Consider the following 15,736-nt stretch of genomic DNA (forward strand, 5'->3'; position numbering starts at 1 on the left):
TTGCTATTCATAGAATGATAAGAGGAGGACGAAAAGTAAAAATAGATATAAAGGAATGATAAAAACGGTAATTGAGAATTAATTTTGTTGACAATTAGAAATGATATCAGTAAAATAAATTATGCTAACAACATTGTGAATATAATAATAGATATAAAAACACAAGTTTTAAGCAAAATAATATATAAAAATTAGGAGAATGGTATGAGACAAAAAGAAAGCCTACGAGCAAAACTAGTGAAACGTTATTTACGATTTGGTATTCGTAAATTTACGATTGGGGTAGCAAGTGTTGCAATTGCTTCAGGATTAATGATGATTGGGAGTCACCAAATTCAAGCTGAAGAAACAGCTCCAACAAGCACAACTGTAAACAAAGAACAAGCTGCTGTTTCTGAAAAACCAGATGATTCAACAACTAAAACAACTGTAACGATTAAATTTGTATCTGAGGGGAAAGAAATAAAAGGACATACAATTATTGAAACAGGAATGGAAGGACAGCCTATTCCAGAAGGTAATGTTCAAACTCATATAGATGTTATAAAAAATATGGGATACACATTAGTTAACAATCCATTTTTAACTTCAGATGAAACTAAGCCTAAATTTGATAAAAATGATAAAGAAATCGTAATTACTTTTAAATCAATGCATGCAACTGTTAAACCGATTTATGCTTTGCAAGGTGAAATAGTTAGTAAAGATGCTGTAAAAGATGCAGTTACTACAAAAATCAATACTAAAAAAGAAGTGGTAACTATCCCTTCAACTATTGAAGCAGGGAATGATTCTCTGAAAGCTAAAGTTATCGTTACATATGGTTCAGGTGATTTTACGAGAGATGAAGTGGTTGAAGTTCCTGTTAAAGTATTACCAAGAAAAAGTGTAACGTCAGGTATAACCGTTCTAAAAGGGATAGAAAATAATGTATTAATCACTAAAGTGCGAGAACACGTTACAAAAGAGTTGCAAACTTTAAAGAATTTACCAAGTGAAGTAACAGTTACCATTAAAAATGATGCTTATGCAACTCCGAAAACGAATGAGAATAAAGAGACTGAAATGGATGTAACTATTCAATATAAAAATGAAAGCAAAGTTCTTAAAGAAATAACAGTCGAAGTTCCGATTAAAGTTGTAAGTTCAACTGTAAAATCATTTCCAGTTTTAGAAGGAACTAAAATCCCTGCGAAGACAGTTGAAAATAGTGTGGTTCCTGGAAAAGGAGGAAAAGTAGAACCTCTTGATGAAAGTGCTATTCCAGATACAACAGGACAAACAAAAGTTGAAGTTCCTGTCACAGTTAAGTATGGAACAGATCAAGAACATCCTGATTTAGTAGAAAAGGTAACTGTTTCTATTATTGTTGTTGCTAAACCAAAACCTATTACTGTAGAAGAAGGAACAACGATTACTAACGAACTAGTGGAAAAACAAATCACTCTTCCAAAAAACTCTAAAATTACGAAGATTGGTTCTATTCCAGATACAAAAACAGCTGGTAATAAAGGTAATATTCCTGTAACAATTGAATTGGAAGATGGACAAACCCTTACACTACATGTACCGGTAACTGTAACATCTAAAGCTGAAAACGGTGGAAATCATTCGAATCAAGGAGAACACTCGAATAATAATGTTATTCCACCAAAACCATCAGAAACTAAACCAACAGAAACCAATCAAACAGGTTGGAATTTTGTAAATGGAAAATGGTATTATAAGAAAGATGGAAAAAATATCACTAAAAAATGGGAAAAAATTAATGGAAAATGGTACTTCTTTACCCCATCAGGAGATATTAAAAATAATGGTTGGGAATTTGTGAATGGTAAGTGGTATTATTTAGAACAATCAGGAGCCATGAAAGCTTCCCAATGGTTTAAATCAAGTGGAAAGTGGTACTATGTGAATCATTCAGGAGTAATGGAAATTGGTTGGTTACAAGTTAATGGAAAATGGTATTACTTAGAGCAATCAGGAGCCATGAAAGCTTCTCAGTGGTTTAAATTAAATGAAAAATGGTATTACGTGAATGATTCAGGTGAATTATTAGTGAATACAACAACTCCAGACGGTTATAAAGTAAATGAAAATGGAGAATGGATCAATGAATAGTTGATGCTATTCATGAATAAATGAAAGACTTTTTGAAGTAGCAAAGGATATAGTTTGTTATGACAAAAAGTCTTTTTTTATACTCTTTTTTTGAGTTTACACAAAATATTGTACACTCTCAGTTAGTAATAGAATAGAAAAGAGATTTGTGATACGTTATAAGTCTATTAAATTCATTAGAAAATGGGAAGAATTATTGTAAGCGTAAACATTTAGTTGTATAATTATTGTGATGAAATACACGGGGAGGAAGTGACTAGAAGAGTGTATGAAGTTTGAATGATTCATATAAATACATAGGCTTACAAAAGGAGAGATAAGGATGGATAAAAGAATTACAAAACTATTATTGTCAAGCGTCATTATTGGTACAGTATTATCATTACAATCTGTAGAGGCATGTTCAGGATTTATTATCGGGAAAGGCTTAACAAAAGATGGTTCTACTTTATATGGACGTACGGAAGATTATCCATATAAACATGGAAACGGAAAAGTTGCTAAACAACATACACATAACAAAAACTTCATTGTAAATCCTGCAAAAGATTATGAAGAAGGAGCTATGTTTGAAGATATATCAACTGGATTTACATATCCTCATTTACGTCATGAATTCAAATATACATCTGTATCAGATGATTCAAGAGATACAGATGAAGGTATCTTTGATGAACATGGCTTCAATGAATATGGTGTGTCTTTAACAGCAACAATATCAGCTACACCTAGAAAAGATGTCCTTGCAGTAGATCCACTTGTCGAAAATGGACTTGCAGAAGCAGGAATGACAACATTAATTTTACCTCGTGTAAAAACAGCTCGTGAAGGGATAGAACTTTTAGCAAAAGTCATTGATGAAAAGGGATCTGCCGAAGGAAATAATATCATGATTGCGGATAAAGATGAATTATGGTATATCGAAATTTATTCTGGTCATCAATATGTAGCGTATAAATATCCAGATGATAAATTCTCGATTATGCCAAATACTTATTTCCTTGGCACCGTGGATTTGACAGATACAAAGAATGTCATTGCTTCTAAAGGAATTATTGAAACAGCTAAAAAAGCTGGCTCTTATAAAGAAGTGAATGGAAAATTCCATTTAGCAGCAAGTTATGCGCCTAAATTAGATGAACGTAATCGTTCAAGACAATATGCCGGCATTAAATTATTAAATCCTCAATCATCAGTAACTTATCAAGATGAATATTATGAATTTTTACAAGACACTCCACGTAGAGATTATACGGTAGCAGATGCCGTTAAAATTCAAAGAAATCGTTTTGAAACATTATCTGAAGGATTTATTCCAGATGATGAAGTACCAGGATATGATTTTTATAATGACTATACTCCAAAAGATAATGTGAAGGCATTACCAGAAGCGGAACGTGCAAAATATAAATATGCACCAGGGAATGAAAATGTAGTAGATCCACATATTTATCAAATTCAAAATGATTTACCAAGTGAACTAGGGGGTACTATGTGGTTAGGGTTAAGCCGTTCACGTAATACTCCATATGTACCATACTTTGGACATATTAAAGATACGTTTAAATCTTATCAAGTAAGAGGTGGAGATTACAATCCAGATTCATGGTATTGGGTTGCAGACCATATTGATAAGATGGTAACAGAACATAAAGATTTATTTGGAAAAACGATTAAATCAAATTGGGAAGAATTAGAAGAAGTTTTATTCAATTATCAAACAAAACTAATCAACCAATATCGTAATCAGTCAAATGATTATGTTCGAGCAACAGCGGATAGTTATACTGCAAAATCAATGAAAGTAGCTGAAACAGTCTTTAAGATTATGAAGGCTACTGAAGCAAAAATGGAAAAAGCGATTGAAAATAAAACTCCATTAACTGGAAACTTTGTTGATATTTCTAGCTTAAAAGAAGTAACAGCTGATACAAGACTTACAGTGAGTGGTTGGGTCCAAGAAAACAACCAATGGGTTATGTATAGAGGAGGCGAAAAAGTAACTGGATGGTTCAATCAAGATGGAACTTGGTATTACTTAGACCAAAATGGCTATATGCAAAAATGGTGGATTAAAGATAAAGGTAAATGGTACTTCTTAAATGGTTCAGGAGCTATGGAAACTGGATGGTTGCTAGATCATGATAAATGGTACTTTTTAAATGGTTCAGGAGCTATGGAAACTGGATGGTTGCTAAATCATGATAAATGGTACTATTTAGAATCTTCAGGCGCTATGAAAGCTTCACAATGGTTTGAAGTTGATGGCAAATGGTATTATGTTAACGATTCAGGAGAATTGTTAGTAAATACTACAACTCCAGATGGTTATAAAGTAAATGCTAATGGAGAATGGGTATAATCGTATTTAAGTAAGATTTTGAATGGAAAGAAATTGGGCGTTTATTCGTTCAATTTCTTTTTTTGTCAGAACGTACTAGTTCGTGAAAGCGATATTTTATGACTATTAACTTATTGTAAACTAACAAGAGAGAAATGAGTTTTTTCATAAAAAAATTAGTATCTTTAATTTTATCTATTTTGGTCGTAGTAACTTGCGTTAACGGGTGAAAAAGTTTTTGAAGCTTAAGATAGATGGAAAGATGAAGTAGAGATTCTACTTCATTTTTTATTAGTATCATATTAAATTCATGTATTTGTGTAGGGGATTCTATGTTTTCTTTGAACACAAATGATTATAATGAATTCAAACATTACAAGAAGAGGTGTATAGATGGATATTTTATTATGGGGAAGCATTTTTGCTGCGGGATTATTGTCTTTTTTCTCGCCATGTGTGCTCCCGCTGTTTCCAGTTTATTTTGGAGTATTAATGAGTGAAAGAGGAAATCGCAGTATTAAAATTGGAAAGTTTGAAATAGCGATATTACCTGTTGTTCGAACATTTTTATTTGTAGCAGGAATCTCTACTATTTTCTTTGCATTAGGATTTGCTGCCAGTTTATTAGGTCAATTATTGTATAATCCGTATTTCCATTTAGTATTAGGTACTATTATTGTTTTACTTGGCTTACATCAAATGGAAGTATTTCAATTAACGACTTTACAAAAACAAAAAACAGTGCAATTTGAAACAAAAAAAGAACATTCATTGTGGAGTAGTTATTTATTAGGCTTGAGCTTCAGCTTTGGATGGACACCATGTGTAGGGCCTGTATTAAGTTCAGTGTTAACATTAGTAGCGACTCAGCAAGCAAGTATTTTTTATGGGATGTTTTTATTAGGAATGTATATTTTAGGATTATCGATTCCATTTTTAGCATTATCGATTGCTTCAACTGTTGCAATGAAAGCCTTCAATCTAGCAAAGAAACAATTATTCTTACTAAAGAAAATTGGAGGAGCTATTATTATTGCAATGGGTGTTTGGATTATTACCCAACAATTACAAGTATTATTTTTATAAGGATAGGAGAATGAAACATGAAATGGAAATATGTATGTATTGGAGCTAGTTTATTATTAGGAGCTTGTCAGCCAATGGGAAATCAACAAACAAATGCAACGAAACCTTCTACTGAAGTAGCTTCAAAAGATAAAAAAGAAAATAGTGGTTCTAAAAAAGTAGTGGAAGCTTCGTTTAAAACTTTTGATGGAAAAACGGTCAATTTATCAGATTATAAAGGGAAAAAAGTGTACATTAAAGTTTGGGCATCTTGGTGTCCAAATTGTTTAGCAGGATTGCCAGAATTGGATTCTTTAGCAGCGAATCATTCAGATGATACAGTCATTTTAAGTGTAGTAGCTCCTGGAGTGAATCATGAGAAAAAAGCTGAAGATTTTAAAGAATGGTTTTCAGGATTAGAGTATAAAAATTTACCAGTATTAATGGCAGAAAATTCAGATTTCTTTAAACAAGTGGGAGTCGTTGGATATCCAACATCTGTTTTTATTAATCAAAATGGAGAATTAGTGCAAGTTCATCCGGGACATTTACGAAATGAGGATATACAGAAGTATCTTGATAAGATGTAGAATGTTTTTTATGAATAAGACTTTAGCTGTTGTAGCAGAGGACGGCAGCAGTCTTGCTTTGCAAGTCTCATGTTAATACTACAACGATAAGTTTATTTTTGTCTTAGTTAGAATCGTCCAAGTGAATAAAGAGAAAATACTGATTATAGTAACAAGCCCAATAGTAACCATGGAATGGTTACTATTGGAAGGAAAATTCGAGACCGTGGCTCGAATTTTAGGTATGAGACTTGCAACAGCAAGGCTGCTACCGTCCTTTGTTACTATACCTAAAAGTATTTTCTCCTTATATTTAGTAGAATGCATGAAAAATAAAGAGATTCAAAATATCTCGATAAAATGTAAGGAGTGGGTATAATGGATAAAAAAATATTAATTGGAGTCGTAGCGTTGGTGGTATTACTGATTGCTTCTTATTACGCTATTCATCTTTCACCATCAACAGTTCAATCGAATGGAAATTCAATTGAGAAAAAAGTTAGTTCGATTATTAACCACCAAAAGGTTAACAAATCAGAAAATACGGGGGAAAAAGAGTTGAAGGAAATCTATTTAGCTGGTGGCTGTTTCTGGGGCCTAGAAGAATATTTCTCAAGAATTAATGGAGTAGAAGATGCAGTTAGTGGGTATGCAAATGGAAAAGTAGAAACAACAAACTACCAATTAATCCATGATACAGACCATGCAGAAACAGTTAAAATTACGTATGATGCAAAAAACGTATCGCTTAGAGAAATTTTATTATATTACTTTAGAGTGATTGATCCATTATCAGTGAATAAACAAGGAAATGATGTAGGTCGTCAATATCGAACAGGAATTTATTATCAAAATGATGATGATAAAGAAATTGTTGAACAAGTAATAGCAGAAAAAGAAGAACAACTAGGGAAGAAGGTAGCCATTGAACGAGAAAATCTTAGAAACTTCGTTGTTGCAGAAGATTACCATCAAGATTATTTAAAAAAACATCCAAATGGCTATTGTCATATTGATGTGAATAAAGCAAATGATCCAGTGATTGATCCTAGTCTATTCCCATTACCAGATGATGAAACGTTGAAAAAGATTCTTACAAAAGAACAATATGCGGTTACGAGAGAAAACCGAACAGAAATGGCTTTTTCTAATCAGTATTGGGACAATCATGAAGCAGGGATTTATGTAGATGTAGCAACTGGTGAACCACTTTTCTCTTCAAAAGATAAGTTTGATTCTGGTTGTGGTTGGCCAAGTTTTACAAAGCCTATTTCTTCAGAAGTGGTGACTTATAAGGAAGATACAAGTTTTAATATGAAGCGAATTGAAGTTCGTAGTCGTATTGCGGATTCTCATTTAGGGCATGTATTTGATGATGGTCCTCAAGACAAAGGTGGATTACGTTTCTGTATTAATAGCGCAGCTATTCGTTTTATTCCGCTAGCAGATATGGAAGAGAAAGGCTATGGATTTTTAAAGGATTTTGTTAAATAAGACTTTAGCTATAGTAGCAGAGGACACAAGCAGCCTTTCCTTGCAAGTCTCATTAGACTAATACTACAATGGCAAGTCTTTTCGGGGTGTGGATCATATAGATGAGAGGACGTAGTGAATAAGACTTTAGTTGTTGTAGTAGAGGACGGTTTTCCGTCCTTTGTTACTATATAGAGGAGTATTTTTTGTATTTACGTTTTCAAACTCTAAGGAGTATAATTGAAGAAGGAGGGATGAGTATGTATTCATTATTAATTGTCGAAGATGAATCTCTTGTTAGAAGAGGACTCACTTCACTTATCGATTACAAACAATTAAGGATTTCTGATGTACGAGAAGCAGAAAATGGTAAACAAGCTTGGGAAATGATTCAACAACACCAACCAGACATCTTACTTACCGATATCAATATGCCACAAATGGACGGCATTACATTAGCTCAACAAGTCAAATTACACTATCCACGTATTCATATCGTATTTCTAACAGGATATGATTACGTCGATTATTTACTATCTGCATTAAAATTAGGAGCAGATGATTATTTACTCAAACCGATTTCAAAAAAAGAAATTGAAGCATTTTTTGTTACAGTCGTTGGTAAATTAGAAAAAGAACGAAAAGAAAACCAAATTTATCAAGTAGAAATCATTTCAGAAGAAACAGAAATCGAAAAACTCATTCATAGCCAATTAGATAATCCTGACCTTTCTCTTGTAAAAGTTGCAGAACAATTAGGTTTTACTCCTAATTATGTCAGTGTCTTAATTAAGAAAAAATTAGGAATGACGTTTCAAGATTATGTCATTACTCAACGAATGAATAAAGCAAAAGTATTACTATTATCTACATCCATGAAAATTTATGAAGTAGCTTTAGCGGTAGGAATGGAAGATGTGAATTATTTTTCAGTTCGATTTAAACAAATTGTCGGAGTGACACCGAAACAATTTCAAAAAGGAGTAGAATCATGAAGAAAAACTCCTTATTCATTACATTAACAACTTATTTATTAGGAATGCTATTTTTGATTTTAATTCTTGTTGGAAGTGTCTTTTATTGGAAAAGTAGTGAATTGTTTAAAGAGAATGTGTCTGGACAAACGACGGCTAGAATTGATACAAGTGCTCGATATATTGAACAGTATGTCTCTCAATTAAAATTTACAGTTAATGCTATTGCTAATGAAGGAGAAGTTGTTCAGTTTGCGCAAGAAGATGAAAATCACTTGCAAACAAGTATTCGAAATTGGTTAGAAGCTTTTATGAAAAGTAATGAACACTTTGTTTCGATAACAATTGTGACAAAGGATGGAAGAGTTGTTTCTAGTGATCCGAATCTTCAATCTGCTAATTCGAATGAATTAATGATGCAAGAATGGTATCAACAAGCGATTGATTTGTCACATAATCCAGTTTTGTTACCAAGTCGTTTTCAAAATGAAAAATATGTATTATCTATTAGCCAAGAAATTTTGTCAGTGGCAAAGGAAAGTTTAGGAGTCGTTCGCTTTGATGTTGATTCTCACGCTCTTGAAAATTATATTAAAGAACTTTCTCTTGGAAATGAAGGATACGCCTTTGTCATTAATACAGAGGGAAAAATCATTTATCATCCAGATAATGAAGTCTTTCAATCTGTCGATAAGCAAATGTCTGCAGAAGATATTGCAAAAAGTCCAATGGATTCGATGCTAGGGAAAAATTTTTTTGTACATAAAACTTCTATTGACAATTGTAATTGGGTATTAGTAGGGGTTAGTACATTTTCACAATGGGAACAATTATCGAAGCAATTATTCATCATTGTTTTTAGTATTGCAATTTTAAGTTTTATTGCCTGTTCGATTGGAATGGTTGTTATTTTGAAACATCATTTATCACCTATTCAACACTTAGAAGAGACAATGCAGGAAGTTGAAAATGGTCAAACTGATTTACGAGCTATTCCGAATGGAGCTAGTGAATTTCAACAATTAGCTCATCATTTTAATCATATGCTAAATCATTTAGAGCAATTAATGATGGAAGCTAGGAAGCAAGAACAATTGGCAAGAGTATATGAATTAAAAGCATTATCGAGTCAGATTAATCCACATTTTCTATATAATACATTAGATACTATTATTTGGATGGCGGAGTTTCAAGATACAAGTCGAGTGGTTTCGATTACAAAAGCACTTGCGACGTATTTTAGATTAGCTCTAAATGGTGGAGAAGATTTAATTACACTTACAAAAGAAGTGGATCATGTGCGACAATACTTATTTATTCAGCAACAAAGATATGAAGAGAAATTATTTTATGAAATTCAAGTAGATGAAAATGTTCCAGATATATTGTTACCTAAATTAGTACTTCAACCGTTAGTGGAAAATGCAATTTATCATGGGATTAAGGAAATTAATCGACCGGGGAGAATACAGTTGATGGTTCAGTATCATTTTCCTTATATTAGAATTATGATTGAAGATAATGGAGTAGGATTAAAGAAACAAGGGCTTTTCAATAAAACTTTAGGTGGAGTTGGTATTCAAAATGTACAAGAAAGATTAGCGTTATATTTTGGAAAAGAGTTTAAAATGGAATTTGATTCAGTAGAAAATTCTTATACAAAAGTTTGTCTAACGATTCCTGTTTCTTTAGAATCGCACAAGTAAAAATACTTTTCATAGTAGGTATGAGACTTGCAAGGCTGCTACCGTCTTTTGTTATTATAACAAAAAGTAGTTTCTCTTTATTCACCTTATAGTTTGACGGTCTAGTATCATTTCCCTTATAGTAAAATTACGAATAAAGATACAAAGGAGAAATTATGAAAGTCATTGTAGTAGGTGGAGGAACGAGCGGACTAATGGCAAGCGTTAGTGCAGCATTAGCAGGTGCAGAAGTAATTCTACTAGATAAAAATCCAAGCTTAGGACGAAAATTACTCTTAACAGGTGGAACACGTTGCAATGTAACAAATATCCGCTCAAGAGATGAAATTATTAAACACATTCCAGGAAATGGACGCTTCTTACATAGTGCCTTTTCCCAATTTGATAATCAAGACATTATCGAATTTTTCCAAACCCGAGGAGTCCAATTAAAAGAAGAAGACCATGGAAGAATGTTTCCAGTATCTGATTCTGCTAAAACTATTTTGAATACATTTATCGAAGAAATAAAACAATTAGGCATTCAAGTAAGAACAAATGTAAAAGTTAAAGCGATTCGACTAGAAGAAGGACAGTTTTCAGCAGTGGAATTAGATAACGGAGAAAGAATCGAAGCTGATGCAGTTATTTTAGCACTTGGTGGGAAATCCTATCCGAAAACAGGGTCGACTGGAGATGGATACGGAATTGCACGAAGTGCAGGACATACAATCACCCCATTATTTGCTACAGAAGTCCCTTTAACAAGTAATGAAACTTTCATTAAAGAAGGGGTATTACGAGCTCTTTCTTTAAGAAATGTTGCGCTAAGTGTATTGAATCAAAAAGGAAAAGCTGTCGTGACGCATCAAATGGATATGATTTTCACTCATTTTGGCATCAGTGGGCCAGCAGTATTACGTTGCTCAAGCTTTGTTCATCAAGTCCAACAAAAAGACAATGTCTCAGAAGTTACGATGTCACTAAATATACAACCTGATTTAACAAAACAGGAGTTAGCAGAAAAATGGCAAGAGTGGAAAGAAAATAGTCCGCAAAAAACAGTGAAGACGCCGTTAAAAGAATGGATGCCTGAACGATATGCAGAATTTTTACTCCAACAAATTGGACTTTCTTCTCAAAAAGTCATCGGTAAAATGACCGAAAAAGAAGTGCAACAATTACTAAATGCAATTCAAGATTTTAGATTTACAGTCAATGGAAGTTTACCGATTGAAAAAGGATTTGTAACGGGTGGAGGAGTTCAACTGAAAGAAGTGAATCCCAAGACTTTAGAATCAAAAATCACTCAAGGGGTGTATTTCTGTGGAGAATTATTAGATATTCATGGTTACACTGGAGGTTATAATATTACAGCAGCGTTTGTAACAGGATATGTTGCAGGATTGCATGCTGCACAAGGTTGGTAAAAAATGAAAAGAGCATAGTTTCATCATAAAATCTTCATAATTAGAGACTATACTTTAGTCATTCCCAAAGAATAATATTTACCTCCCAAAAGTAAATAAACTCTATCCTTTTTTCTCCGGCAAAAAATTGCCGGAGTTTTTTGATTTTTGTAACGAATGAAGCAAACTTATGTTATAATGGCAACGAAACTGTTAAATGAATCGAGGTGTATCTCTTTTTCTATGGTAAAACTAGGGGAAAGAATTGTAGAAAAAGGAATTCGGTTATTACCATTAATGGACTTATCTCAAGTGGATACAAGTCTAGAAAGACCAATTCCAGAAGCAACATCTAAATTAGAAATTATTGTTCATGCAATGGAAATCGGCATGGGTGTGTTAGGACATGTAGATATTTGTATTGAAGGCTATGTATATTCTTATGGAAATTATGATGAATTAGCTTGTATTTTAAATGGAGCTAGAGGAGAAGGTGTATTGTTAAAAGCACCAAGAGAAGATTATTTTAAATTTTGTAAGAGACACTACCAAAAAACATTATATATTTATAGTTTAGAAGTGACTGATGAACAAGTACAATTAATTAAAAATCGTTTGGAAAAAGTATTAAAGGAATCGTTCACTTGGTCTCCGCCAGATGATATTTGTTCATTTAATCCGGTCAGTGAAAAGTTAGAAGAGATGTATGCGTATAATATGGTACAATGCATGCCGGTAACTTTTTATAAATTTAGAAAAACTCAATTTAAATTGTATACAATGTGGAGAAATAATTGTTTACTATTTGTAGATTATTTAGTTTCCGTATTAAAAATAAAACCTCTTCGTGCAAGAATGACAACTTTTCCAAGTTTATACCAAGAACGATTGGAATTATTAAAAGAAAAACAACATTCTATTGTGACTGACTGTCAGATTTATTAATGCTTTGAAAAAGCCGCTAATCAAGTGATTAACGGCTTTTTTAGTATCAATCAGCGTAATTGCCGCCTTCTACACCAAAATATTCTTCAAGTGTTTGTTTTGAAGTGTAGATTTTCTCTGCGATATCTCCCACATATCTTAAATGCCATGCTTCTGCTTGATAACCCGTAATGGCTTCTTTTCCTTCTTGAAATCTTACGATAAAGCCATATTCATGAGCATGACTATGCAACCATTCAATGGCTTTCTCATCTTGAGGATTGTCTCCTAATAATCCACCAGCTCCATTTAAAATATCAAAAGCAAGCCCTGTTTGATGTTCGCTATATCCTGGACGAGCAGAATAAGTATCTGCTGCTTCTTTACCATCTTTGTTCACATAATTTTGATAAAGTTGAGTTTGGTATTCATAGGAACGGAATCCACTATATTGATTACTAACGTTAAAACCTAACTCTTGCATTTTTTGAATAAGCTCTCTCACTTTTTCTCCTGCATTTGAATTTTCTCCTGGATTATAGTCAGCAGGAAGTTTGTGTTTTTTGTTAACGACCATTTGAATGCCTAATGATAGATCTGCCTCTCCATTACTTTGTTTGGTTGCTGCAGTAGTATGTTCAGTTGTAGCAGGCGTTTGAGTAGTCTCTGCTTTGTTTTCTGTTGTTGTAGTAGAGTGACAAGCTGTAAAAAATGCTAGACTTGCTGCCATATAAATAAATTTTTTCATCATTATCCCCCTTTATTCATAGTATTTATTGTAGCACAGATATCGAAATGAAAACATGTTAGAATGAAAAAATTAAAAATGAATATTTTTGTTAAGAAATACGAAATAATGTTCATAAATTAACCGTTTTCTAATGGAAAACTACTTGCATTTTATTCTATTCATGGTATAGTAGCTATTAAAAAAATTACAGATTATAGGAGGTCTCCATTATGTCTATGTGGGAAACGAAGTTTCAAAAAGAAGGTTATACATTTGATGATGTACTTTTAATTCCAGCAGAAAGTCATGTACTACCAAATGATGTAGATTTACAAGTACAACTTGCAAAGAATTTATTGTTAAAAATTCCATTGATGAGTGCGAGTATGGATACTGTTACAGATTCAACAATGGCGATTGCAATTGCTCGTCAAGGTGGTTTAGGAGTTATTCATAAAAATATGTCGATTGAAGCGCAAGCTGAAGAAGTTCATAAAGTGAAACGTTCTGAAAGTGGCGTTATTTTTAATCCATTTTTCTTAACTCCAAAACATTCTGTACAAGAAGCTGAAAAATTAATGGCGAAATATCGTATTAGTGGTGTACCAATTGTGGAATCATTTGATAATCAAAAACTAGTCGGTATTTTAACGAATCGTGATTTACGTTTTATTACAGACTATTCTATTGAAATTGAAGATGTGATGACGAAGGAACCATTAATTACAGCACCAGTGGGAACTTCTTTAAAGGAAGCAGAAAGTATTTTACAAAGACATAAGATTGAAAAACTTCCATTAGTAGATGAAAAAGGAAATTTATCAGGATTAATTACCATTAAAGATATTGAGAAAGTTATCGAATTCCCAAATTCGGCAAAGGATAAACACGGACGATTATTAGTAGCCGCAGCAGTTGGTATTACTTCTGATACTTTTGAACGTGCGAAGGCATTATTAGAAGCTGGGGTAGATGCGATTGTCATTGATACAGCACATGGACATAGTGCAGGAGTTATCCGTAAAATTAAAGAAATCCGTGAAACATTTCCAGATGCAACATTAATTGCAGGAAATGTTGCAACAGCTGAAGGTACTCGTGCTTTATTTGAAGTAGGAGTGGATGTTGTAAAAGTAGGGATTGGACCAGGTTCCATTTGTACGACACGTGTGGTAGCAGGAGTTGGTGTACCTCAAGTAACTGCCATCTATGATGCAGCGACTGTTGCAAGAGAATATGGGAAAGCGATTATTGCAGATGGTGGTATTAAATATTCAGGAGATATTGTTAAAGCAATTGCTGCTGGTGGTCATGTCGTTATGTTAGGTAGTTTATTAGCAGGGACTGATGAGTCTCCAGGTGAATTTGAGATTTATCAAGGACGTCGTTTTAAAACGTATCGTGGAATGGGTAGTTTAGCAGCGATGGAAAATGGTTCGAGTGATCGTTATTTCCAATCGAAAAATGAAGCAAATAAGCGTGTTCCTGAGGGGATTGAAGGGCGTGTAGCTTATAAAGGTGCTGCTAGTGATATTATTTATCAGATGATTGGTGGTTTGCGTTCAGGAATGGGTTATGTTGGGGCGCATAATTTAGAGGAGCTTCGTGAAAATACTCAATTTATTCGTATGAGTGGAGCTGGATTAAGAGAGAGCCATCCGCATGATGTACAAATTACCAAAGAAGCGCCTAATTATTCTGCCCAGTAAGAGTTATAAATTGGACTTTTCTGATATAGCGAAGGACGCAAGAAGCCTCGCGGTTGCGAGTCTCATTGCTAAAACTCGAGCCTAAGGTCTCGAGTTTTTTCCTGTACTAGAAGCCAGTGTGGCTTCTAGTACTAACGCTACGGCGAAAAGTCCATTTATTTCTTTATGATTTAAAAATTATAAAAATAATGAGCATTCTAGTTTAGAATAATTCTATTCTATGGTATACTATATTCATAAAGGGGGAATGACAAATGTCAAAAGAAAAAACAAAATTAGTATTAAATCAATTAGTAGCTGACTTAAGCCAACAAGCAGCAATGATTCACCAAGTACACTGGTATATGCGTGGACGTGGATTTTTAACATTACACCCTGCAATGGATAAATTGATGGATGAAATCAACGCTCAATTAGATGAAGTATCAGAACGCTTAATCACTATTGGGGGAGCTCCTTATTCAACATTACGTGAATTTGCAGATAACACTAAAATTCAAGATATTCCTGCATCATATGAACGTTCAATTGACGAATGGGTAAGACATTTATTAGTAGGATATGAATATTTGAGAGGTTTATACCAAGAAGGTTTAGAAACTGCTGGAGAAGAAGGCGATGATGTATCACAAGATATCTGCATCGGCTTCAAAGGTGATATTGAAAAATTAATCTGGATGCTACGTGCACACTTAAACGAAGCACCTGGAATCTAATTCGTTCAAACAAAAAAGGA

General features: G+C 33.3%; 12 protein-coding genes. 11 read left to right on the forward strand and 1 reads right to left on the reverse strand.

Annotation, left to right across the window (positions count from 1 at the left end):
* Positions 1–204 precede the first annotated feature (204 nt).
* From LK443_RS05155 to LK443_RS05200, 9 genes are all read left to right on the forward strand, one after another.
* Positions 205–2,121: a YSIRK-type signal peptide-containing protein gene (locus LK443_RS05155; protein ID WP_227930909.1), complete on the forward strand. Its 1,917-nt coding sequence runs from the start codon at positions 205–207 to the stop codon at positions 2,119–2,121.
* A 322-nt stretch (positions 2,122–2,443) separates the two neighbouring features.
* Positions 2,444–4,483 (forward strand): C69 family dipeptidase, encoded by a 2,040-nt coding sequence (locus LK443_RS09460; protein WP_322563549.1) that lies wholly within the window; start codon positions 2,444–2,446, stop codon positions 4,481–4,483.
* Between the two features lie 372 nt (positions 4,484–4,855).
* Complete coding sequence (locus LK443_RS05170) at positions 4,856–5,548, forward strand: cytochrome c biogenesis CcdA family protein (RefSeq protein WP_227930910.1); 693 nt, start codon at positions 4,856–4,858, stop codon at positions 5,546–5,548.
* A 17-nt stretch (positions 5,549–5,565) separates the two neighbouring features.
* Positions 5,566–6,117, forward strand: a complete 552-nt coding sequence (locus LK443_RS05175) for a TlpA family protein disulfide reductase (RefSeq protein ID WP_227930911.1) — start codon at positions 5,566–5,568, stop codon at positions 6,115–6,117.
* Between the two features lie 357 nt (positions 6,118–6,474).
* Positions 6,475–7,590, forward strand: coding sequence for a peptide-methionine (R)-S-oxide reductase MsrB (gene msrB / locus LK443_RS05180; RefSeq protein ID WP_227930912.1), 1,116 nt, complete (start codon positions 6,475–6,477; stop codon positions 7,588–7,590).
* Positions 7,591–7,829: 239 nt separating this feature from the next.
* Positions 7,830–8,564: a response regulator transcription factor gene (locus tag LK443_RS05185; RefSeq protein ID WP_227930913.1), complete on the forward strand. Its 735-nt coding sequence runs from the start codon at positions 7,830–7,832 to the stop codon at positions 8,562–8,564.
* The gene (locus LK443_RS05190; protein ID WP_227930914.1) at positions 8,561–10,249 is read left to right on the forward strand and encodes a sensor histidine kinase; all 1,689 of its coding nucleotides are present in this window, start codon (positions 8,561–8,563) and stop codon (positions 10,247–10,249) included. Before LK443_RS05185 ends, LK443_RS05190 begins: the two co-directional genes overlap by 4 nt.
* Before the next feature lie 155 nt (positions 10,250–10,404).
* Positions 10,405–11,658: an NAD(P)/FAD-dependent oxidoreductase gene (locus LK443_RS05195; RefSeq protein WP_227930915.1), complete on the forward strand. Its 1,254-nt coding sequence runs from the start codon at positions 10,405–10,407 to the stop codon at positions 11,656–11,658.
* 156 nt (positions 11,659–11,814) lie between these two features.
* The gene (locus LK443_RS05200) at positions 11,815–12,582 is read left to right on the forward strand and encodes a hypothetical protein (RefSeq protein WP_227930916.1); all 768 of its coding nucleotides are present in this window, start codon (positions 11,815–11,817) and stop codon (positions 12,580–12,582) included.
* 46 nt (positions 12,583–12,628) lie between these two features.
* Here LK443_RS05200 and LK443_RS05205 read toward each other — a convergent pair whose 3' ends face one another.
* Positions 12,629–13,312 carry a M15 family metallopeptidase gene (locus tag LK443_RS05205; RefSeq protein WP_227930917.1) on the reverse strand — a complete coding sequence of 228 codons (684 nt, stop codon included), beginning with the start codon at positions 13,310–13,312 and terminating at the stop codon, positions 12,629–12,631.
* 209 nt (positions 13,313–13,521) lie between these two features.
* Between LK443_RS05205 and guaB the strand changes: the two genes are divergently transcribed.
* On the forward strand, positions 13,522–15,000 hold the full coding sequence (guaB, locus tag LK443_RS05210) for an IMP dehydrogenase (RefSeq protein WP_227930918.1): 1,479 nt from the start codon (positions 13,522–13,524) through the stop codon (positions 14,998–15,000).
* 254 nt (positions 15,001–15,254) lie between these two features.
* Positions 15,255–15,716 (forward strand): Dps family protein, encoded by a 462-nt coding sequence (locus LK443_RS05215; RefSeq protein ID WP_227930919.1) that lies wholly within the window; start codon positions 15,255–15,257, stop codon positions 15,714–15,716.
* Positions 15,717–15,736: the final 20 nt, after the last annotated feature.

This window comes from Granulicatella elegans, assembly GCF_020735385.1.
GTDB classification, from domain to species: domain Bacteria; phylum Bacillota; class Bacilli; order Lactobacillales; family Aerococcaceae; genus Granulicatella; species Granulicatella elegans_B.